General features: G+C 67.5%; 19 protein-coding genes, 2 rRNA genes and 1 pseudogene. 2 read left to right on the top strand and 20 right to left on the bottom strand.

Features of this window, described 5'->3' with window-relative positions:
- Positions 1 to 29 precede the first annotated feature (29 nt).
- Together CGUA_RS06435 and CGUA_RS06430 are read left to right on the top strand one after the other, a co-directional pair.
- Entirely contained in the window at positions 30 to 830 is an 801-nt protein-coding gene (locus CGUA_RS06435; protein ID WP_290198242.1) for a class I SAM-dependent methyltransferase, read from the top strand.
- A 10-nt stretch (positions 831 to 840) separates the two neighbouring features.
- Positions 841 to 1203 (top strand): hypothetical protein, encoded by a 363-nt coding sequence (locus CGUA_RS06430; RefSeq protein WP_290198241.1) that lies wholly within the window; start codon positions 841 to 843, stop codon positions 1201 to 1203.
- Positions 1204 to 1316: 113 nt separating this feature from the next.
- On the opposite strand, the gene der is transcribed toward CGUA_RS06430, so the two are convergent.
- The 20 genes and pseudogenes from der to CGUA_RS06330 all read right to left on the bottom strand — a co-directional run bounded on the left by der (position 1317) and on the right by CGUA_RS06330 (position 22063).
- Positions 1317 to 2927, bottom strand: a complete 1611-nt coding sequence (gene der, locus CGUA_RS06425) for a ribosome biogenesis GTPase Der (protein ID WP_290198240.1) — start codon at positions 2925 to 2927, stop codon at positions 1317 to 1319.
- Complete coding sequence (gene cmk / locus CGUA_RS06420) at positions 2924 to 3604, bottom strand: (d)CMP kinase (protein ID WP_290198333.1); 681 nt, start codon at positions 3602 to 3604, stop codon at positions 2924 to 2926. The genes der and cmk overlap by 4 nt, the downstream gene beginning before the upstream one ends.
- Before the next feature lie 14 nt (positions 3605 to 3618).
- Complete coding sequence (locus tag CGUA_RS06415) at positions 3619 to 4530, bottom strand: pseudouridine synthase (RefSeq protein WP_290198239.1); 912 nt, start codon at positions 4528 to 4530, stop codon at positions 3619 to 3621.
- Between the two features lie 85 nt (positions 4531 to 4615).
- Entirely contained in the window at positions 4616 to 5173 is a 558-nt protein-coding gene (scpB, locus tag CGUA_RS06410) for an SMC-Scp complex subunit ScpB (protein WP_290198238.1), read from the bottom strand.
- A gap of 5 nt (positions 5174 to 5178) precedes the next feature.
- A pseudogene (gene bioD / locus CGUA_RS06405) lies at positions 5179 to 5616 on the bottom strand (ATP-dependent dethiobiotin synthetase BioD); the annotation flags it as partial.
- A gap of 237 nt (positions 5617 to 5853) precedes the next feature.
- Positions 5854 to 6678 carry a segregation and condensation protein A gene (locus CGUA_RS06400; RefSeq protein WP_374725029.1) on the bottom strand — a complete coding sequence of 275 codons (825 nt, stop codon included), beginning with the start codon at positions 6676 to 6678 and terminating at the stop codon, positions 5854 to 5856.
- A 10-nt stretch (positions 6679 to 6688) separates the two neighbouring features.
- Positions 6689 to 7570, bottom strand: a complete 882-nt coding sequence (locus tag CGUA_RS06395; protein ID WP_290198237.1) for a ParA family protein — start codon at positions 7568 to 7570, stop codon at positions 6689 to 6691.
- 170 nt (positions 7571 to 7740) lie between these two features.
- Positions 7741 to 8805: a hypothetical protein gene (locus tag CGUA_RS06390; protein ID WP_290198236.1), complete on the bottom strand. Its 1065-nt coding sequence runs from the start codon at positions 8803 to 8805 to the stop codon at positions 7741 to 7743.
- Between the two features lie 28 nt (positions 8806 to 8833).
- Positions 8834 to 9760: a site-specific tyrosine recombinase XerD gene (locus tag CGUA_RS06385; protein ID WP_290198235.1), complete on the bottom strand. Its 927-nt coding sequence runs from the start codon at positions 9758 to 9760 to the stop codon at positions 8834 to 8836.
- A 6-nt stretch (positions 9761 to 9766) separates the two neighbouring features.
- Entirely contained in the window at positions 9767 to 10426 is a 660-nt protein-coding gene (locus CGUA_RS06380; protein ID WP_290198234.1) for an NUDIX domain-containing protein, read from the bottom strand.
- A 46-nt stretch (positions 10427 to 10472) separates the two neighbouring features.
- Positions 10473 to 11426, bottom strand: coding sequence for a copper transporter (locus CGUA_RS06375; RefSeq protein ID WP_290198233.1), 954 nt, complete (start codon positions 11424 to 11426; stop codon positions 10473 to 10475).
- 23 nt (positions 11427 to 11449) lie between these two features.
- Positions 11450 to 12694 carry a putative cytokinetic ring protein SteA gene (steA, locus tag CGUA_RS06370; RefSeq protein WP_290198232.1) on the bottom strand — a complete coding sequence of 415 codons (1245 nt, stop codon included), beginning with the start codon at positions 12692 to 12694 and terminating at the stop codon, positions 11450 to 11452.
- A 64-nt stretch (positions 12695 to 12758) separates the two neighbouring features.
- On the bottom strand, positions 12759 to 14483 hold the full coding sequence (gene recN / locus CGUA_RS06365; RefSeq protein WP_290198231.1) for a DNA repair protein RecN: 1725 nt from the start codon (positions 14481 to 14483) through the stop codon (positions 12759 to 12761).
- A 10-nt stretch (positions 14484 to 14493) separates the two neighbouring features.
- Entirely contained in the window at positions 14494 to 15408 is a 915-nt protein-coding gene (locus CGUA_RS06360) for an NAD kinase (protein WP_290198331.1), read from the bottom strand.
- Positions 15409 to 15443: 35 nt separating this feature from the next.
- Positions 15444 to 16268, bottom strand: a complete 825-nt coding sequence (locus tag CGUA_RS06355; RefSeq protein WP_290198230.1) for a TlyA family RNA methyltransferase — start codon at positions 16266 to 16268, stop codon at positions 15444 to 15446.
- A gap of 33 nt (positions 16269 to 16301) precedes the next feature.
- A complete protein-coding gene (locus CGUA_RS06350) occupies positions 16302 to 16472 on the bottom strand; it encodes a hypothetical protein (RefSeq protein WP_290198229.1) in 171 nt (56 codons plus the stop codon).
- A gap of 34 nt (positions 16473 to 16506) precedes the next feature.
- Positions 16507 to 17487, bottom strand: a complete 981-nt coding sequence (locus tag CGUA_RS06345; RefSeq protein WP_290198228.1) for an HAD-IIA family hydrolase — start codon at positions 17485 to 17487, stop codon at positions 16507 to 16509.
- 11 nt (positions 17488 to 17498) lie between these two features.
- The gene (locus tag CGUA_RS06340) at positions 17499 to 18581 is read right to left on the bottom strand and encodes a hypothetical protein (RefSeq protein ID WP_290198227.1); all 1083 of its coding nucleotides are present in this window, start codon (positions 18579 to 18581) and stop codon (positions 17499 to 17501) included.
- Between the two features lie 174 nt (positions 18582 to 18755).
- Positions 18756 to 18873, bottom strand: a 5S ribosomal RNA gene (rrf, locus tag CGUA_RS06335).
- Positions 18874 to 18999: 126 nt separating this feature from the next.
- A 23S ribosomal RNA gene (locus tag CGUA_RS06330) occupies positions 19000 to 22063 on the bottom strand.
- Between the last annotated feature and the right edge of the window lie 204 nt (positions 22064 to 22267).

Below are 22267 nucleotides of genomic sequence, written 5' to 3'. Positions count from 1 at the left end.
CACTATACGGAAGTAGAATGGCACCCCTGATGAGCGATATCACGCCCCCTCCGCACCCCGCGATCTCCTATCGGCCCGCCTCGACCAAGGCCGCCCCCACCTTCCGTGGCGAGGTCCACCGCGCTCGCTCCGCGCGCGCCTTCGCTGACGGCGCCGACACCTACGACGACGTTCGCCCGGGGTACCCGGCCGAGGTCGCTGCGCTTGTCGACGACTGCCGCGTCGTCGTCGACGTGGGTGCCGGCACCGGCAAACTCACCGCGGACCTCCTGCGCCCTGGACGGCAGGTATTCGCTTTCGACCCTTCCGCCGACATGGTCCGGGTCCTGCGTGAACGTCTCGGGGTCCCCGTCTGGCGCGCCGCCGCCGAGGCCACCGCCCTGGCCACGGACTCGGTCGACGCCGTCGTCTGCGCCCAGACCTGGCACTGGCTCGACTCCGCGGCCGCCGCCGCCGAGTTCGACCGCATCCTCCGTCCGGGCGGGCGCGTGGTGCTGGCCTGGAACACCCTGGACACCAGCGATCCCTGGGTGCTGCGGCTGGCACGCATCATGCACTCCGGCGACATCCAGCGCCCCGGCTTCTACCCGGAGGTGCCCGCCCCCTGGCGCATCACCGACGAGGTCCGCACCCTGTGGCATGACGAACTGACCACCGGGCAGATCCACGAGCTCACCCACACCCGCTCCTACTGGCTGCGCAGCGACGACTCGATCCGTCAGCGGGTCACCGACAACCTCGACTGGTACCTTCACGAGCACACCGGCCTGCCGGAGGGGGCCACCGTCAACCTCCCCTACCGGACCGACGCCTTCCTCCTGGAGCGGTAGGGTGGTCGACATGGCTGAAAGCACGCACACCGTCGACATCGACGAACTGGTCGCCGACACCCTGGACTGGGTGACCACCGGCGAACCCAATGCGGAGGATCTCATCGACCTGGCGACCATGCACTTCGACGTGGTGGCCCGGTACGGCGGCTTCCGCGCCAACGATGAGATCATGATCGCCGGCGCCGAATTCCTGCGTGACGGCAGCGATGAATCCTGCGACGTCCAGCTCATCAGCGCCATCCGGAGCCCGGACCTCATCCCGGGTGAATGCGTCCTCACCTTCGGGGAGGGTCCCGGGCTCCGCTACCCGGACCACGGCGACGGCCTGCAGGTCTTCTACCGCTGGTGCGCCACCGGCGAGCGCCCCTGACCCCGGGCTCTGCCCCTCGCGCCTCCGGCGGGCCCCGTCGGCGGAAACCACACGCCCCGCGGGCCAGTCCATGAGACTGGCCCGCGGGGCGTCCTTTTCCCGGGGTTTTCCGTCTAGCGCTTGCGCTGGCGCCGCTCGCGCACGCGCACGGCGATCTTCACCGGAGTGCCGTGGAAGCCGAAGTGCTCGCGGAACTTGCGCTCCAGGTAGCGGCGGTAGCCGGCGTCGAGGAACCCGGTCGTGAAGAGCACGATGGTCGGCGGGCGCGTGGAGGCCTGCGTCGCGAAGAGCACGCGCGGGAGGCGGTTGTTGTTCATCGGCGGGGGGTTCGCGGCGATCGCCTCACGCAGCCAGGTGTTGAGCTGGCCGGTGGAGATTCGGCGGTCCCAGCTGTCGAGGGCTTCGAGCATGGCCGGCTCCAGCTTCTGGAGGGCGCGGCCGGTCTCGGCGGAGATGTTGATCTTGGTGACCCACGGGATGCGGTCGAACATCTCCTCGAACTCGCGGTCGAAGTAGTAGCGGCGGTCCTCGGTCATGAGGTCCCACTTGTTGAAGGCGACGACCAGGGCCTTGCCCGCGTCGATGATCATGGTCAAGACGCGCTGGTCCTGCTCGCTCATCTCCTGGGAGGCGTCGATGAGCAGCACGCAGACCTCGGCGGCGTCGATGGCGTTGTGGGTGCGCAGGGAAGCGTAGTACTCGTGGCCCTGCGCGGACTTGACCTTCTTGCGCAGGCCCGCGGTGTCGACGAAGCGCCAGGTGGCCTGCTCCAGCTCGATGATGGAGTCGACCGGGTCGACGGTGGTTCCGGCGACGTTGTCGACGACGGAGCGCTCCTCCCGGGCGAACTTGTTGAGCAGGGAGGACTTGCCGACGTTGGGTCGGCCCACCAGCGCCACGCGGCGCGGTCCCTGGGTGATCGAGGTCGCGCGCGGCACCTCGGGGAAGGCCTTGACGATTTCGTCGAGCACGTCGGCGCCACCCCGGCCGTGAAGCGCGGAGACCGGCCAGGGGTCGCCGATGCCCAGGGAGTAGAACTCGGCCATGTCGCCGTACTGGGTCTCCGACTCGAACTTGTTGGAGACCAGGATGACCGGCTGCTCGGCGCGCTGCAGTTTCTCGGCCATGATGGCGTCGGTCTCGGTGACGCCGACCTGGGTGTCGACGACGAGGACGATCACGTCCGCCTCAGCCATGGCGTTCTCCGCCTGACGGGCGATGGCGGCGCTGATGCCCTTGACGTTGGGGTCCCAGCCACCGGTGTCCTGCACCCAGAAGCGGCGGCCGTTCCAGTCCGCGAGGTAGCTGATGCGGTCGCGGGTCACGCCCGGGTGGTCCTCGACGACCGCTTCCCGACGCCCGATGAACCGGTTGACCAACGAGGACTTGCCCACGTTGGGGCGACCGACGATGGCCACGGTCGGCAGGGCCTCGCGCACGACGTCGGGGCGGACGATGCCCAGCTCCTGCTCGACCTCGGCCCACTCGTCCTCGGAGAAGTCCTCGCCCTCGCCTTCGGCGGCGGATTCCAGTCGGTCGTAGTCCTCGTCGGAGAGATCCCAGTCGAAGTCCTCGGCCTCGAAATCCTCGGCGGCCCACTGGGAGTCACCGATCTCGACGTCCTCTTCGACGAAGACGCCTTCGGCGTCCATTTCGCCGCCACCGAGCTTGTGGTAGACGAACTGCGTCTCCTGCTCTTCGGGGTTGTGCTTGTTCTCGCTCATCGTGCGCTCCTTTCCACCAGGTCAATCAGTGCCTGCTGGACCTCGGAGCGGGTGAGCTCCGAGGTGTCGATAATGACTGCGTCGTCAGCCGGACGCAGTGGGCTGGCCTTGCGGGAGGAATCGGCCTCGTCGCGACGCTGCACGTCGGCCAGGACGGTCTCCAGGTCCGCCTCCCGGCCGTCGGCGACGTCCTGGTCGTAGCGTCGGCGGGCGCGCACCTCGGCGGAGGCGGTGAGGTAGGCCTTCGCGGGGGCGTCGGCCAGGACCACGGTCCCGATGTCGCGGCCCTCGACGATGGCCCGATGGGCGCTCTTGGCCAGGCGCCGCTGCAGGTTTACGAGGTTGACGCGCACCTCAGGAATCGCGGAGACCGCGGAGACGTTGCGGGTCACCTCGGCCTCGCGGATCACGCGCGAGACGTCCTCACCGTCGAAGATGACCGCGGTGGCGTCCGGGTCGTCGTTGACCTCGAGCGGCAGGTGGCGGGTGGCCTCGATGACTGCGGGGGTGTCCGCCGGGTCGACGCCTGCACGCAGCACGGCGAGCGTGGCGACGCGGTACATCGCGCCGGTGTCGACGTACTTGGCGTCAAGGGCGCGGGCCAGGGAGCGGCAGGTCGTCGACTTGCCGGTGCCGGAGGGGCCGTCGACGGCGAGCAGCAGGCCGCCGTCGGGCATGTTGGACAGGACCGTCACATCCCCACCGCCTTGTACAGGGAGGTCAGCTCGGAATCGTTGAGGGAGCGCAGGCTGCCCGGCTTCTGCTCGCCGAGCTGGACAGTGTGCATCTTGGTGCGGACCAGGCGTTGGACCGGGTAGCCGGCCTCCTTGAGCATGCGGCGCACGATGTGCTTGCGGCCCTCGTGCAGCTCCACCCGGATCAGGGACTCGCCCTGATGCTTGTCGATGATCTGGACGAAGTCCGCCTTGGCGACGCCGTCGTCAAGCGCGACGCCCTCCTTGAGCGCACGGACCAGCTCACGGTCCGCCTCGCCGAGGACGAAGGCCAGGTAGGTCTTCTTGATCTTGTAGGAGGGGTGGGTCAGGCGGTTTGCCAGCTCGCCGTCGTTGGTCAGCAGCAGCAGACCTTCGGTGTCGGCGTCGAGGCGCCCGACGTGGAAGAGTCGGTTGCCGGCCGCGATCTGCTCGGAGACGTAGTCGCCGACGCAGGGGCGGCCCATCTCATCGCTCATGGTCGAGAGCACGCCCCGGGGCTTGTTGAGGATGAGGTACTGGGTGTCCTCGTTGACGTTGACGCGTACGCCGTCGACACGGATGACGTCGCGGGCAGGGTTGACGCGGCGGCCCTGCGTGCGGACGATTTCGCCGTTGACCTCGACGCGCCCGGCGTCGATGATCTTCTCGGCGTGGCGACGCGAGGCGACGCCGGCGCGGGCGAGCACCTTCTGCAGGCGCTCCCCCTCCGCTTGGGCGCCGCCCGTGCCGGAGGCGCCGGTTTCCCACCAGGCGTCAGCCAGCGGGTGGTCATCGGGGTTGATGTTCTGCTTACGCGCCGGCTTCGCGTTGGACAGGGTCGCGTCGATGTCGCGCGCGGTGGTCCTGTTCTTTTCCGGTGTGCCGTCTCGGCGAGCGGGTGGGGTCACGGTGATCGTGTCCTATCTGATGGTATGAAATTTCGTCCGCGAGTCTACCGGAGACCGGCGGGAAACCCGCATTCCCGGCGATGGCCTAGTACTCCTCCAGGATGTCGTCGACGTGGGGCAGCAGCGGGGCCAGGTCCGGCAGCCGGTCGAGGGAATCGATGCCCAGCAGCTCCAGGAAGAGCTCGGTGGTGACGTAGCGGTGTGCCCCGGTCGTCTCCTCCACCCCGACCTCGCGCACGAGGCCGCGCAGCTGGAGGGTGCGCATGACCCCGTCGACGTTGACGCCGCGCACGCCCGAGATCTGGGAGCGCGTCACCGGTTGGCGGTAGGCGACGACGGCCAGGGTCTCCAGCGCGGCCCTCGAAAGCCTCGTCTGGGCGCCGTCCAGGAGGAAGGCCTCCACGGCCCCGGCGTTCTCGGGGCGCGTGTAGAAGCGCCAGCCGTCCCCTGTCTCCCGCAGGTCGATGCCGGAGCCGCGCTCGTCGAGTTCGGCCGCGAGGGCCCTCAGGACCTCGGCGACCTCGGCGGGCGCCGCGCCCAGGGTGCGGGCGAGCGTCCCGACGTCGACCGGCGTGTCGACGACGAGGAGCACGGATTCGATGCGGGCCCGCAGCTGGCTGATCAGGGGCAGGTCGGAGCTCATGGCGATCAGTCTACGGCGCGGATCGCCGCCACCACCTTCGGGAGGCGGGCGCGCGCCAGCGCCGCAAACGCCGTCCGGTCCAGGCCGGCGGCGCCAGTGGGCAAGGTGGCGAGCAGCTCGACGCCGGTCAGGCCCAGTACCCTCAGGCCCCGGTCACGGGCGACGGTCACGGTCAAGTCTGCGGCGTTGAGGCTCCCCAGTCCCAGCGAGGTCACGACGAGCAAAGGCGCGTCCAGGCGGCGGGCCAGATCCACGATCGTCCACCCCCTGCCGAGCCGGACCAGGAGCCCGCCGGCACCTTCCACCAGCAGCGTCGCCCCCGGATGCCGGGCCTGCAGATTCGTCAGCACGGCGGCGACGTCCTCGAGCCCGGCCGCCGCCATATCCGTCCTCGGGGTCGCGTACCCGCCGACGCCACCGTCCTCATGGGCGTCGGACTGGTCGGCTACCTGCTGCTGCGCCCGAGAATGCTGACCGCGCTTGTCGACGACGCCGTCGCCCTCATCACCCGGCCCTCAACGCCGCTGCCGGGCCGCCTCGTTCTGGGCGTTGCGCTGGCTGCGGCCGTCGAGCGCGTCTACTTCCTCTCGGCTTTCGCCCTTGCTGCCGGCGTCGCGGTGGGGTGTGGGGTGTGGGGTGTGGGGTGTGGGGTGTGGGGTGTGGGCGGCACGGGCGAACCGCTAGTCCCAGTTGGCCGCGGCGACGACGGCCGGGTCGACCTCGATCCCGGTCCAGGAGACCTCCAGCGCGCCCAGCGGCTCCGGCTGGCGCGTCTCCACCGCCCTGGCCTTGTAGAGTTCCAGCAGCGCCAGGAAGCGTCCGACGACCTCCATGGATGCGGTGCAGTCCCGGGTCAGGGAGTCGAAACTGAGCCAGTGGTTGCTGCCGATGAATTTCAGCGTCTCCAGGATCCTGCCCGCCTGTTCCGGCACCGACACCGCCACCGCGTGAATGTGGTCGATCGCGACATGCTCCGGCGGCCGCGGGCGGAAGACGGACGCCGCCAGCTCCGCGAAACTCGCCGGCGTGTGGCCGAGTGTCACTGGAGGCAGCAGTTCGGCGAACCGGGGCTCCAGACTGACCGCACGCGGGTAGCGGCGGCGCGCGGTCCGTTGCCACTCGGCGAACGTGTCCGCCACCTGCTTGTAGGCCTTGTACTGCAGCAGCCGGGCGAAGAGCAGGTCTCGTGATTCCAGTAGCTCGAGGTCGCTCTCGTCGTCGACGTCGGCGCGGGGCAGCAGTCGGGCCGCCTTGAGGTCGAGCAGCGTCGCGGCGATGACGAGGAACTCGGTGATCTCGTCCAGGTCGGAGTCCTCGCCCAGGTGCTTGACGTAGGCGATGAACTCGTCCGTGACCGCGGAGAGAGCAACCTCGGTGACGTCCAGTTTCCTGGCCCCGATCAGCTGTAGCAGCAGATCGAAGGGGCCCTCGAAATTCGCCAGCGCGACGGTGAAACTGGTGGCGACGGCCTTCGTGGGTTCCGGGGTGTTCTCGATCGACGACACGGGGAGACGGTCAGCTGGTGCGCTCGATGACTTCAAGGGCGACGTTGCGATACTGCTGCGCGCCCTGGGAGGTCGGCGCCCACGTCGTGATCGGCTCACCGGCGACCGAGGTCTCCGGGAAACGGACGGTGCGGGTGATCACCGTGTCGAAGACGGTCTTGCCGAAGACCTCCACCACGCGGCTCATGACCTCACGGGCATGGGTGGTGCGGCGGTCGTACATCGTCACCAGAATGCCGATGACCTCGAGGTCGAAGTTGATGCGGTCACGGACCTTCTCGACCGTGTCCGTCAGCAGCGCCAGGCCGCGCAGGGAGAAGAACTCGCACTCCATCGGGATGATGACGCCGTGGGAGCAGGCCAACGCGTTGACGGTCAACAGCCCCAGCGAGGGCTGGCAGTCGATGATGATGTAGTCGTAGTCGCGGCGCACCGGGCGCAGCGCACGACCAAGGGTCTGTTCGCGTCCCACCTCGTTGACCAGCTGGATTTCCGCGGCCGACAGATCGATGTTGGCGGGGACGACGTCCAGCCCGGGGACATTGGTGTTCCGGATCGCGGAGTGCACCGACGTCTGGTTGTCCAGCATGAGGTCATAGACGGTGATGTCGTCCTCGGAGACGCGCACGTCAAGGCCTGCAGACAGGGCCCCCTGGGGGTCGAGGTCAACGAGCAGGACTTTACGCCCCTGTTCGGCCAGGCACGCCCCGAGGTTGATGGTGGTCGTCGTCTTGCCGACCCCGCCCTTCTGGTTGACCATGGAAATGATCCTGGCCGGTCCGTGCCGGTGCAGTTCCACCGGCTCCGGGAGCTCACGCAGAGGACGTCCCGTCAACCCCACCTGGCCGTCATCCTCGCCAGCCGGGGTATCCACCAGTCCGTTATCACTCACGGTCTCAACCTCTTCCTCGACTGCTGACGGGCGTCCCCGCCGGCGTCAGGCGCTTTTCGATACTTACGCCGATGTCATTCATTATCGATGTCCAGATTACAGTTCCGCCGCAGGAGCGTCGAAAGTCAAGCCTCAACGCCGGACTGGAGGAAAATACACCGGACGGTCCACTAGCCCTGGCGAGAGCGCCTGGAGCGCGCCGCCACGGCGGCGACCACAGCCACTATAGCCACGAGCGCGGCGATCGCGATGATGACCGCCGCCGCGGGTACCGGGCTGTCGCTTGACGCGCTGGCTTCGACGGGCTCGTCGGCCGAGTCGTCGGCACGCGCCACCGGCTGATCCTCAGCGACGAGCTTGACCACCAGGATGGCTTCCCCGTCACGGACCACCTGGAGAATGAAGGGGTTGTCGGGGGTCTGGCCCTCCGGGTAGGTCAGGGTCAGCGTGCGCGACGCCATGTCCACGTCCCGGGTCACCCCCTCGATGATCTGACCGTTGACGTCAACGTAACGGAGCGTGACGGACTCCTGGTCGATGCCCTGGAACTGCCGGTAGAGATCGGCGGCCAGCCCCAGGCCGAGCTGCGCGGAAATCGAGCGTCCCTCGATGACGGCGTCGAGCTCGACGTGACGGGCCTCGGTGTCGGACACCACTCCCGCCGTGGTGCGCTCCGGTGCGGGAGCGGCGGCCACCGCGGTGGAGTCGGAGCCTGGGTCAGTACCGGCGGGGTCGCCACCGCGCCCGGCCTTCGGGTTCGCGGTGGTTCCGCTCTCCTGGGCCGGATCCGCTGCCCCGCCCTCGGCCACCTCGCCGCCTCCTGTCCCGTCGCCGCCACCGGTCGTCGCCCCCGCCTCGGGTGCGATCGCGGCGGGCAGGGAGGCGTTTTCCTCCGCCACCAGGGTGATGGTCGCGGACTGTCCGAGGGCGGAGGCCGGCACGCTGACCTGGGCACCCGGCGTGCTTGGCGCGGTGACGGTTACCGAGGTGCCGGCGGAGCTGACGCTCCAGCCGTCGCCGGCGTGACTCATGGACACGGGGACCCCGAGATCGACCGTCACGGTCTCGCCCGCGGGCACCGAGATCGGCGCGGCAATCGCGGACTGCACGTCCTGCGGGGACATCCCGGCGGGCAGCTGGGCGGAGGCGACCGGTGCGGTCGCCAGGCCGGCGGCGCATCCCGCTGCGGCCAGCGACAGTGCCCAGGTGCGGGCGGTACGGGTGATGCGATTCATAAATGTCCTTCCGGAGATTCGGGTGGGATCAGGCACGGGGGTGGGCTTCGCGCCAGATGTCGCGGAGATTGTCGGCGGTGACGTGGGTGTAGATCTGTGTCGTGGTCACTGAGGAATGACCGAGCAACTCCTGCACGGTACGTACATCCGCCCCACCTTCCAAAAGATGGGTGGCGTAGCTGTGGCGGAGTGTGTGGGGCGATACTTCCTTGGTGATGCCGGCACGCTCCGCGGCCGCCCGGATCGCGGCCCAGGCGCTCTGGCGCGACAACGACCCGCCGCGGGTGTTGAGCAGCAGCGAATGGGACCTGCCGTTGGCGAAGGCCGGCCGGGCGCGAACCAGGTAGTCGGTGACCGCCCGGATCGCCTGCCGCCCGACGGGCACGATACGCTGCCGGCCGCCCTTGCCGCTGAGCGTGAGGATGGTGTCGCCCTCGGCCAGTCCCGCCACATCGTCGACGAGCAGCCCGGTCAGCTCCGAGACACGGGCGCCGGTACCGTAGAGCAGCTCCAGCAGCGCCCGGTCCCGGATGTCGACGGGCGTGGCCGATTCACCGGTGGGGACGGCGTCGATGAGCTGCTCGACTTCGGCGACGGACAGCGTGTCGGGCAGCGGTGTGCCGGTGGCCGGCGGCGAGACGTCGGCGCTGACGTCGACGGTGAGCTCGCCCTCCGCCGTCCCGAACTTGTGCAGACCGCGGGCGACCACCAGGGCCCGCCCGGCCGAGGAGGCGGCCAGCGCGGGCCGGTCCGCCGAGCCTCGGCGGAGGTCGACGACGTAGCTTTCCAGGTGCCCGGCGGTGACGTCCGTCAGGTCCGCTAGCCCGGCGTCGGCGAGCCAGGCGAGGTAGCGCTCCACGTCGCGTCGATAATTGCTCAAAGTGTTTGCCGACAGACCACGTTCGACGGCGAGGTGGTTGAGCCAGGTTTCCGCCAGCTCCCGGGGATCGACCACGCCGCGTCAGCCCATCTTCTTCATGTCGGGCCCGACGCCAGCTTCCCGACGTCGGGCGGCCAGGCCCGTCGGGCGGTACTCGAAGGGCGCGTCCGTCCCCCGCGGGACGCCCCGCCCGGCGAGAACCTCGCTGGCGGCGAAGATGCCGGCGATGGCGATGGAGTTGACGATGCGACCCTCGAGGATGGCCCGGCGGGCGTCGGCGAGATCCAGCCACGTCAGCTCCATGTCGGCCTCCTCGAACTCCGCCGGCGGGCGCTCGACCTCAGTGAGGTCGGTGGCGAGGAAGACGCGGACGGCCTCGTCGCAGAAACCGGGCGAGGTGACCATGTCGACGAGCACGGACCACTGCCCCGCGGCCAGGCCGGCCTCCTCGGCGAGTTCGCGCTGCGCACCGGGCAGCTCCGACTCCCCCGCCATATCCAGCAGCCCGGCGGGCAGCTCCCAGAGACGGCTCTTCACGCTGTGGCGGTACTGGCGCACCATCGCCAGCTGCCCCCGGTCGTTGACCGCGACCACCGCCACGGCGCCAAAATGCTCGACGACCTCGCGATACGCGTTGGTCTTCTCGGGCATGACGACGCTGTCACGCCGCACGCCGAGGATCGGGGACTCCAGCAACAGCTCGGTGCCGGTGACCGTGAATTCGTGTGTGCCTGCGCTCATGACCGCCAATCCTAGATCAGCTCCCCGCCGCCGCCACCCTCCGCGGTCAACCGCGGGGGTCAGGCATCGCCGCGTTGGCCTCGGCGGCCGCCCCATAGGCGCCGGCCTCGCCGGCCAGCTGCTCGGAGACCGCCAGGACGGTCGCGCCCCGGGCGAACTCCCGCTCCAGGGAATCGACCGTGGAGACGTTGGCCGCCCCAGACTCGTTCGCCCGGACCAGACCGATGGTGCCCCGGTCCGCGGCGGATTCCACCCGCCCGGCCAGCACCACGCCGTTGCCGCGCCCGTCGAGGGCCATGCTGAAGTTGGCCAGGGCGCCGGCGGCGAAGCCACCCTCCCCGGAACCGTCATTGGCCCCGGTGATGACGACGACCACCTGGGCGGGCCGGATCGTGCCGTCCGGGTAATCGATGAAGCCGGCCTCGCGCATCGACTGCAGGACCACGGCCCGGTCCGCGCTGCTGGCGGTCGGCTCCGCCGTTCCCGGGTCGAGCAGAAGGGCGGACCCCAGCGCCTCCCCCGCATGGGTGCCCGGGTGGAGCGAATCCTCGGACAGCTGCGCGCCGGCCGGCAGTGTGCTCGTGACCAGCGTCTTGAGTTCATCGGCGTGGTCGCGGTCGAGAAACTTCTCCGTCAGGCGGATGTGGCCGGCGTCGTCCGCCGCGGCGGCGCCGAGCAGCCAGCGCACCGCGTCGACGTCCTGCGCGTCGGCGTCGGCGGTGCTCATCACCAGCACCGGACGCTGCGCGAGCGTGTCGGCCACGATCCCGGGGATGAGCTGGCCCACGGCGTCATCGGAGACCTCAGCCTGGACCGCGTTGATCTCGGCCGCGCGGGTGGCCTGATCGAGCTGAGCCTGCACACTCGCCGCACCGCCGCCGGCGCCCGCGCCGGGCAGGTTGGGGGCCAGGAGCAGCGTGCCGAGGGCGACGCCGGCAGCCACGCCCCACCCGAGACCCGCCCACCAGTACCCGGCCCGGCCGGACTTCTTCTTCGCCATGGTCTACCCCTCTCCGGCCCGCGTCAGCGGAACCAGCCCTGCACGGTCAACGCCATGCCGTTCCAGGTGTCGATGATGTTGTTGAGGAACGTTCCGTCGCCGCCGAACCCGATCACGAGGATGATCGCCGCCACGGCCACCAGCAGTCCCAGCGCCGCCCAGAGCCAGCCGAGGCCGCGCCCGGAGCCTATCGAGTAGAGACCGATGATGGCGTCGGCGTCGACCAGCTTCGGTCCGAGCTTCGCGCGCGTGAGGACCGTGGCCGGGGTAGCGTCGGGATGGCGGGTGAAGACGTCGGCGAGGGAGAGCGGGCGTCCGGCGAGCACGATCATGGTGGCGCCGTGGTGCTCGGCAAGCAGCAGCGCCAGATCCGTCGCGGATTCGGTGGCGGCGGGGAAGGTCATGGCGCCGACGCCGAGGTCCTGGATGCGCTCCAGGCCGGTGGCGTGGCCGTCCGGATCCGCCGGCAGGATGACGCGGGCGCCGCTGCGCAGGGTATCGGTACCCACCTTCACGGGATCACCGACGATGAAGTCGGGGGTGTAGCCTGCGGCGAGGAGCACGTCCGCCGCCCCCTCGACGCCGATGAGGACGGGTTCGTACTCGCGGATGAAATTGCGCAGGTTGCGCATCAGGTCCCGGCCGCGTTCGGCGTCGGCGAGGACGAGCACCTTGCGGCCGGTGATGTCCTCGCCGACGTCGGGGATGCCCATGCCGTCAATGAGCAGCGGGGCCTCGTACTGCACGAATTCGACGGCGTTGCCCGCGAAAGCGCTGACGGTCGCGTCGAGGGTGCCACGGGCGTCCTCGAAGCGGGCCTCGGCCTCCGCGGCGCTGAGCAGCGTGCCCTGGGCGATGGTCTTCGCGCCGTTGAGGACGGCGCCGTCCGGGTTCACCCGCCCCTTCCGGGCGCCGTCGCGAAATCCGGAGCGGATCCCCTCCCCGACCCCCTCCACGAGAGTGACCCCGGCGTCGATCAGCATCAGCGGACCGAAGTTCGGGACCGCGCCGGTGGTGAAGTGTCCGACGTTGACGACGGCGGCGGGGCGCGCGTCGAGAAGCGCCTGCGCCTCCCGGCGACTCAGGTCCGTGTCGTCGATGACGGCGATGTCGCCGGCGTTGAGACGCCGCCGCCCTGTGGCGACGGAGGTCCAGTCGCGCAGGGCGCCGACGACCGGCGAGGTGGCTCCGGACGTGTCCGGGCCGACCACGGGGCCGGTTCCCGCGGTCGAACCGGTGGACGCGGCGGAGGAATCAGACGCACTCATAGTTCGACATTGTCGCTGGCACACGACCGACGGTGTGGAAGGCGCGCCCAAGCAATCTCCGCGCCTAGCGCATCGCCTCGACTTCCTCCTGCGCACGGTGGAGGAGCTCGGTTGCGTGGGCGCGGCCGGTCTCCGTGTCGTCCAGGCCGGCGAGCATGCGGGCCAGTTCCTCGATGCGTTCCTCGTCGCTGAGCGAGCGCACCCCGGAGGTGACCGTGGCGTCCCCCACCTCCTTGGCGACGTGCAGGTGCGTGTCCGCGTAGGCGGCCACCTGCGGCAGGTGAGTGACGACGATGACCTGGTTGTGCGTGGCCAGACGCGCCAGTCGACGACCGATCTCCACGGCGGCGCGCCCGCCGACGCCGGCGTCGACCTCGTCGAAGACCATCGTCGTGCCCCGGCTCCCCGAGGAAAGGATCACCTCGAGTGCGAGCATGACGCGGGACAGTTCGCCGCCGGAGGCCGAGGAGGCCAGCGGGCGGGCCGCCATGGCGTCGTTGGGCGCCAGGCGCAGCTCCACCTGGTCGGCGCCCTCGGGCCCGGGCTGGGTCCTGTCGACGGCGACCTCCAGCCGGGCCTTCGGCATCGCCAGTCCGCGCAGCTCCTGGGTCACCTGTTCGCCGAGCGTGGTCGCCGCCTTCGCGCGCGCGGCGCTCAGCTTCTTCGCCGCGGCCTTCATCGTCTTTTCCGCGGCCGCGACCTGTGCGGTCAGCTTGTCGAGCGCCTCGGTGGAGGTGTCGATTTTCGCCAGCCGCTTGGCGGCCTTCGTCCGCCAGGCGATCACCCCGTCGATGTCGCTGGCGTACTTGCGGGTCAAGGACTTGAGTTCCTGCTGGCGCTGCAGCATCTTTTCCAGGGCCTGCGGATCGGCGTCCAGGTCCGCCAGGAACCGGCCGAGGGTGCCCGTGACGTCGGACAGCTGGGAGATGACCTCCGCCAGCGTCGCCGCCTGCTCCCGCAGTTCGGGATCCTCGTTGCCGGCGAGAGCGGAGTGCGCCTGGCCGAGCAGGGTGGAGGCGGGATCCCCTTCGTCGTCATAACCGCCGAGGGCCTCGGCCCCGTCAATGGCGCCCAGGGCGAGGGTCGCCGCCTCCCGGAGCGTATCGACGTCCTGCAGTCGGCGGATCTGTTCGACCAGCTCGACGTCCTCGTTGTCCTTCGGTGCGATCTCGTCTATTTCACCGATGGCAAAGCCCAGGCGGTCGACCTCCTGGGCCAGTTCGCGACGCTTCCCGGTCCGCTCCCTGAGGTCCTTGGCCAAACCCCGCCACGTGCGATAGGCCTCGCGGTAGGCGGCCAGGATCGGCGGGATCGCCGGATCGAAACGGTCCAGTGCGGCGAGCTGCTCGTCCGGGCTGGTCAGGCGAAGTTGATCGTTCTGGCCGTGGATGGTCAGTAGGTGGGAGGTGAATTCCTGCATGGTGGCGGCCGGGACGCTGCGCCCGCCGAGGTGGGCGCGGGAGCGGCCTTTGGCGCTGACGGTACGCGAAGCGAGGTACTCCCCGTTCTCGTCGGTGCTCACCCCGGCCTCCTCGGCCAGGGCGGTGAGGGCCTGACGGGTCGGCTCCCCCATGGTGTGGACCGTGAAGTGGCCCTCGACCAGCGCCTGATCGGAACCGGTCCGCACCCGGGAGGCGTCGGCACGCCCGCCGGTGAGCAGGCGAAGCCCGGTGACCACCATGGTTTTGCCCGCACCGGTCTCACCGGTGAGGACGGTCAGGCCGTCGGCAAGCTCCGCCGAGGCGGAGGTGATGACGCCCAGATTGGCGATCGAGATGTCTGCGAGCATGCGGACTATGCTACCGGCCGGCCGCCCGCGGTCCGCGCCAGCCCGCCACCGGCAGGCGCAGTTTGGTCACCAGCCGGTCCGTGAAAGCCTGCTCGTCCAGACGCACCCAGCGCACCGGACGATGACCGTAGGTCACCTCGACACGCGCCCCCGGCGGGACCGGCACGATGCGGAAACCGTCCATGACGGCCTGCGCCGGGTTCGTCGTCGAAACCGACTCCACGGCCACCGTCGAGCTGGGCGAGACCACCAGCGGCTTGGTGAACAGCGCATGGGCGTTGTTCGGCTGCACGAGGATGGCGTCCAGTTCCGGCCACAGCACCGGGCCGCCCGCGGAGAAGGCGTAGGCGGTGGAGCCCGTCGGCGTGGAGATGATGATGCCGTCGCAGCCGAAGGAGGACACCGGGCGGAAATCGACCTCGAGAATCGCGTCGAGCACGCCCCTGCGGTCGATGTTCTCCACCGACACCTCGTTGAGCGCCCAGCTCTGGCCGATGAGCCCCCCGTCGACGTCGGTCACGGTGACGTCGATGGTCATGCGGTCCTCAACCCGGTACACCTTGTCGATCACCCGCCGAATCGCCAGGTCCAGGGAGGCGGCCTCCCATTCGGCCAGGAAGCCCACGTGCCCGAGGTTGATGCCCAGGACCGGCAGATCCTGGGCACGGGCCAGGTCGGCCGCGCGGAGGAAGGTCCCGTCCCCGCCGAGGACGAGCACGAGCTCACAGCCTTCGGCGGCGGCCGCCTCGTGCCGCACCCGCGGCAGCTTCGCCAGCGACGGGTGCTGCTCGAGGGGCTCGGTGCCGTGGGAGACGAGCACCCGGACCGAGATTCCGGCGCCCTCGAGCAGTTCGGCGGCGCGGGCGGCGGCCCGGACATTGGTCTGCCGGCCCGTGTGCGGCACGAGGAGGATCTCCCGCCGCACGGGTCCCCCAGATTGCGTGACGTGCTGTGCTTCGCTCACTGCGGTCCCTCCTGGACGGCCCGTTCGATCATGGCGGCCAGCTCCGCTTCCGTCGGGGCGCTGGCGCCGCCGTCCTTGACCAGCCACAGGAAATATTCTACGTTACCGCTCGGCCCCGGCAGCGGGGACGCGACCACACCGCGGCAGCTCAACCCGAGCGTGAAGGCGAACTCGGCGACGTCGCGCGTCACCTCGGCGCGCAACTCGGGGCTGCGCACGACCCCTCCGCTGCCCAGGCGGTCCTTGCCGACCTCGAACTGGGGTTTGACCATCGGCAGCAGGTCGGCGCCGTCGCGCAGGCACTGCGCGATGGCCGGCAGGGTCAGGGTCAGGGAAATGAAGGACAGATCCCCGACCATGAGATCGCAGGGGCCGCCCGTCATCGTCGGCGTGAGGTTGCGGATGTTGGTGCGGTCGAGGACCCGGACCCGTTCGTCGTCCTGCAGGCGCCAGATGAGCTGACCGTAGCCGACGTCGACCGCGACGACCTCCGCCGCGCCCCGACGCAGGAGCACGTCGGTGAACCCGCCCGTCGAGGCGCCGGCGTCTAGCGCCTTTTTGCCCGTAACGACCAGCCCCTGCGGTTCGAAGGCCTCGAGGGCACCGAGGAGCTTGTGCGCGCCCCGCGACGCCCACCCGTCGTCCTGCGCCTCGGTGACCTTGATGGACTCCCCCGGGTCCACCTGCGTGGCTGGTTTGCTGGCCAGGAAACCGGCGACGGTGACACGGCCGTCCTTGATCATCTCGACGGCGTGCTCGCGGGAGCGGGCGATCTTTCGCCGGACAAGTTCCGCGTCGAGGCGGCGTCGGCCTGATGCCATGGGAGAAACCTTTCGGAGGGAGGGGATGACGGGCTAGTTGTTCTGCAGAGCCTGGTTCAGCACGTCGTGTGCCGCCTCCAACTGCTCGGCCTCGTCGGCCAGGGTAGCGGCGGGTGTACCCAGAATGCGGCTCAGGCGCTCATCCACCTCGCCGGGGGTGATGCCGCCCGGACGACGTGGATCGGATGGCTTCGGAGCAGTCACTTTACCCTCCTCTGGTCGGGGATGTCTGAGAGGTCTACCAGGCGTCGGTGGCGGCTTCGGCCGCCTCGGACATCGGGCGGATGAGCTCCGGAGGCTCCGGCATCGACCACGCCACCTCCAGGACGGTGCGCAGGGCCTGCTCCGGGGTGCCGTCCGCGTTGCCGCGTTCCAGCAGAATGTCGCGGCGGTTGGTGCGCGCGGTGAAGCCGCCCTGGGCGCCCGGCAGCAGTTCCCCGGCGGTCCGGTGGAGATCGCGCATGTCCCGGCCGATGTAGGTCGGACGCTGCTCCTTCGGGGCCTCGATGAGGTCAAGGGCGCCATGGACCCCGGTCAGGACCTGGAAGGTGGGGATGCCGGCGGCGTTGGCGCCCTCGATGTCGGTGTTGAGACGGTCGCCCACCGCCAGCGGGCGCTGCGCACCAAGCGTGGCGACGGCCTGATGGAACATCGTCGGTTGCGGCTTACCGGCGGCCGCCGGGGCGACGCCGGTCGCGGAGATGACCGCCGCGACCATGGAGCCGTTGCCCACCGCGAGCCCCCGCTCCATCGGCAGCGTCGAATCCAGGTTGCTGGCGATGTAGACCGCGCCCTCGCGGATCGCGAGGGCGGCCTCGGTCAGCTGCGCCCACCCGGTCTCCGGGTTATGGCCGTGGAAGACGACGGCGGGCCGCTCGTCAGCGGAGTCGACCACCTCGAGACCCGCCGCCCGCGCGAGATCACGGAAAGACTCGGTGCCCACCACCAACACCCTCGTCCCGGAGGGGAAATCCTGCAGCCCCATGGCGACGGCGGCCTGCGCCGAGGTCAGGACACTCTCCTCCGTCACCTCGAGGCCGATCGCCGCGAGCTTCTCGACGACGGAAGCCGGGCCGCGGGAGGCGTTGTTGGTGATGTAGACCGCCGGCAGGCCCGCCGCCGTGATGGTTTCTACGGCGCCGGGGATGGCCCGGCCGCCCTCCCACACGGTTCCGTCAAGGTCCAGCAGCAGGGCATCGTAGAACTCCAGAAGACTCATGTCCTCCAACCTTAGTCGAGAGCCTCAAGGCGCTCGGCGGCATCCGTCCATTCGTCCTCGTCCTTGGCGACGACATGGGCGAACCAGTCCCGCGCCTCCTCGGTGCGACCCGCCTGCGCCAGCGCGTCCGCATAGGCGTAAGCCAGCCGAAGACCCGAGAATGAATCGTCCTTCCGGTCAGGATTCATCCGCTCCACCGTCAGGACCGCGGACTCGTGCTGCCCCATGTCGTGTCGGGCTCCGGCGATGACGATGGCGAACTCGACGGCCGCCTCCCTGTCCAGCTGCGCGACCTCCTCCGAGCGCGACAGCTCGATGGCCTTCTCCGGACGGCCCAGACCACGCTCGCAATCGGCCATGAGGGCGAGCATCCCCGGACCGCCGCCGATGCGACGGGCTGCCCGCAGTTCGGACAGCGCCTCCTTCCACTCACCTGCACGGTAGGCGGTGATCCCGTTGACTTCCCGGGCGACTGCGACGCGACCGGCACGGTTCTTGGCCGCCCTGGCGTGCTGGAGGGCGAGTTCCGGGGCGTCGTCCACCAACTCTGCGGCCATCAAGATGTGCTTGCCGACGGCCTCGGCGTTGTCCTTGGACAGGACCCGAAGATCCTGGCGGACCAGTGGATCCAGATCAGCCAGATCCAGACCCTCCGGCAGGTCCGGCTCAGCAGCCCGACGGTCCATGCGCTCCTCACGGAAGCCCTGCCGCACCGGGCCGCTGCGCGGGCCGCCCGTGAAGTCGTCGCCTCGCTGCCCATAACGCGCACCGGTGGGACGACGGCCGCCGCGGTTGTCGCGGCTGTCGCCACGGGAATCACCACGTCGGTTGTCTCGGTCGCCGGAGGAACGTCGATCATCACGGCGCCGGTCCTGGCGGTCGCCGCCACGGGAATCCCGGTCGCCATAGGAACGTCGATCGCCGCCCTCACCACGGCGCTCCTTCGATCCCCAGTCCCGACGCTCGTTGCCGCCACGGTCGGCTCCGTAGCCACGCTGACCGGAGCCCCCGCTGCGGGGACGGCCCCCGTCGGCATTGCGCCGCCGATCATCGCGGTCTCGGCGGTTGTGGTCGCGGTTGTCGTTGTCAGCCATGTGAAAATTGACCTTCCTGCACCCCGCGGAGGGATGCGATTAGAACTGCCCGGTAGCCATTGTCGATGACCGGACAGGAAAATGCGTCAAGGGAGCGCGGCCGCCGAGGAGCATTGAGCTCTACTCGGACGACCACGCTCCCTTGACGTTGCACTATTGAATTTTTTGGTTTTAGGTCGGCGGTGTCTTACTCTCCCACACCCTCCCAGGTGCAGTACCATCAGCGCGGGTAGGCTTAGCTTCCGGGTTCGGAATGGGACCGGGCGTTTCCCTACCGCTATCAACCACCGACACACCCACAGAGGCACCCCAGCCGGCTACGGCGGGGACCTGTGACACGGGTGTGCTGTGTCAAACACTGCATAGTGGACGCGAGCAAACTTCATCTGCTCTGTGTTTCGCTTGCGTTAACAACAATAGTGTTGTTTAGTCGGTGCATTAGTACCAGTCACCTCCGATGGTTACCCACCTTCCAGATCTGGCCTATCAACCCCATCGTCTCTGGGGGACCTCAACAGAAACCTCATCTCAAAACAGGCTTCCCGCTTAGATGCTTTCAGCGGTTATCCCTCCCGTACGTAGCCAACCAGCCCTGCTCCTGGCGGAACAACTGGCACACCAGAGGTACGTCCAACCCGGTCCTCTCGTACTAGGGTCAGCCTTCTTCAAGTTTCAACGCGCGCGGCGGATAGAGACCGAACTGTCTCACGACGTTCTGAACCCAGCTCGCGTGCCGCTTTAATGGGCGAACAGCCCAACCCTTGGGACCTACTCCAGCCCCAGGATGCGACGAGCCGACATCGAGGTGCCAAACCATCCCGTCGATATGGACTCTTGGGGAAGATCAGCCTGTTATCCCCGGGGTACCTTTTATCCGTTGAGCGACACCACATCCACAAGTAGGTGCCGGATCACTAGTCCCGACTTTCGTCCCTGCTCGAGCTGTCACTCTCACAGTCAAGCTCCCTTGTGCACTTACACTCACCACCTGATTACCAACCAGGCTGAGGGAACCTTTGGGCGCCTCCGTTACATTTTAGGAGGCAACCGCCCCAGTTAAACTACCCACCAGGCACTGTCCCCAACCCAGATCATGGGCCAAGGTTCAGGTATCCAATCCGGTCAGAGTGGTATTTCAACAACGACTCCACCGCCACTGGCGTGACGGCCTCACAGTCTCCCACCTATCCTACACAAACCGAACCGAACACCAATACCAAGCTATAGTGAAGGTCCCGGGGTCTTTTCGTCCTGCCGCGCGAAACGAGCATCTTTACTCGTACTGCAATTTCACCGGGTCTGTGGTTGAGACAGCAGGGAAGTCGTTACGCCATTCGTGCAGGTCGGAACTTACCCGACAAGGAATTTCGCTACCTTAGGATGGTTATAGTTACCACCGCCGTTTACTGGGGCTTAAATTCTCAGCTTCGCGACGTAAACGTCGCTAACCGGTCCTCTTAACCTTCCAGCACCGGGCAGGCGTCAGTCCGTATACATCAACTTCACGTTTTCGCACGGACCTGTGTTTTTGATAAACAGTCGCTTCCCTCTATTCTCTGCGACCCACACCAGCTCACGGAGAAAATCCGGTCACCAGCACGGGCCCCCCTTCTCCCGAAGTTACGGGGGCATTTTGCCGAGTTCCTTAACCACAGTTCACCCGACCGCCTTAGTATTCTCTACCTGACTACCTGTGTCGGTTTAGGGTACGGGCCATGTATGCACTCGCTAGAGGCTTTTCTCGACAGCACGGGATCACCGACATCGGACCACGTCCTACGCATCACGTCTCAGCCATCACGGGACACGGATTTACCTATGCCCCGGCCTACACGCTTACACCACAATCCAATAAGTGGCACGGCTACCCCACTGCGTCACCCCATCACTTAGCTACTACCAGTTCAGGCCCCACGCACGCACACCAACACCACCCGAAGGCGGACGTCGGCGATTGTGGGTGGTTAGTATCACTGATTCACCATGGGCGCACATACACGGGTACGGGAATATCAACCCGTTATCCATCGACTACGCCTGTCGGCCTCGCCTTAGGCCCCGACTCACCCTGGGAAGACGAACTTGACCCAGGAACCCTTAGTCATCCAGCGGTAAGGATTCTCACCTTACTCTCGTTACTCATGCCTGCATTCTCACTCGCACACAGTCCACAGCCCCTCACGGTACTGCTTCACCCCATGCACGACGCTCCCCTACCCATGAGACAAAATCTCATGCCGCGGCTTCGGCGGTGTACTTGAGCCCCACTACATTGTCGGCGCACAACCACTCGACCAGTGAGCTATTACGCACTCTTTCAAGGGTGGCTGCTTCTAAGCCAACCTCCTGGCTGTCTTCGCGATCGCACATCCTTTTCCACTTAGTACACACTTAGGGGCCTTAACCGGCGATCTGGGCTGTTTCCCTCTCGACTATGAAGCTTATCCCCCACAGTCTCACTACCACGCTAAACTTGACCGGCATTCGGAGTTTGGCTGACGTCACTAAGATTGTAGTCCCGCTCAACCAACCAGTAGCTCTACCTCCGGCAAGAAACACGCGGCGCTGCACCTAAATGCATTTCGGGGAGAACCAGCTATCACGGAGTTTGATTGGCCTTTCACCCCTACCCACAACTCATCCCCTCAGTTTTCAACCTAAGTGGGTTCGCGCCTCCACAACCTCTTACAGCTGCTTCACACTGGCCATGGGTAGATCACCCCGCTTCGGGTCCAGAACATGCCACTAAACACACTAGTTAGTATTCGCTTTCGCTACGGCTACCCCACACGGGTTAACCTCGCGACATGCCGCTGACTCGCAGGCTCATTCTTCAAAAGGCACGCCATCACACACAAGAGGTGCTCTGACGGATTGTAAGCGCATGGTTTCAGGAACTATTTCACTCCCCTCCCGGGGTACTTTTCACCATTCCCTCACGGTACTATCCGCTATCGGTCACACTGAGTATTTAGGCTTACCGGGTGGTCCCGGCAGATTCACAACAGATTCCACGAGCCCGTTGCTACTCGGGAATACGACAACGCCCGACGCCTGGTCTTCATGTACGGGACTCTCACCCACTACGGTCGGTCATCCCAAACCAGTTCCACTAACCACACGCCGCACGCGACCAGCCGGCAGCCTGGTCACATCGCATCCCACAACACCGCATGCACAACCCCTGCCAGGTATCACACACACACGGTTTAGCCTGATCCACGTTCGCTCGCCACTACTAGCGGAATCATTATTATTTTCTCTTCCTGCGGGTACTGAGATGTTTCACTTCCCCGCGTCACCCCCACCACACTATGAATTCACATGATGGTGACCGCCCATAACGACGGCCGGGTTTCCCCATTCGGACATCCTCGGATCAACGCTCAGTTGTCAACTCCCCGAGGCTTAACGCAGACTCACACGTCCTTCATCGGCTCAGCATGCCAAGGCATCCACCATACGCCCTTAACAAAACAACACTAAGAACGATCACCAACCCACCACCACAGTGACGGGCCGGCGAACAAACAAAACACACACGGACACACACCACCCGAAGGTGACCTGCGCCCATTTCAAATAAAGATGCTCGCGTCCACTATACAGTTCTCACACAACACACCCACCCACCACAACCACCGGGACTTCAGCATCCAGACAGTCATGCACGGGAAGGTCACAGA

Source organism: Corynebacterium guangdongense (genome assembly GCF_030408915.1).
Lineage (GTDB): Bacteria > Actinomycetota > Actinomycetes > Mycobacteriales > Mycobacteriaceae > Corynebacterium > Corynebacterium guangdongense.
This window is presented reverse-complemented; position numbering and strand designations above follow the sequence as displayed.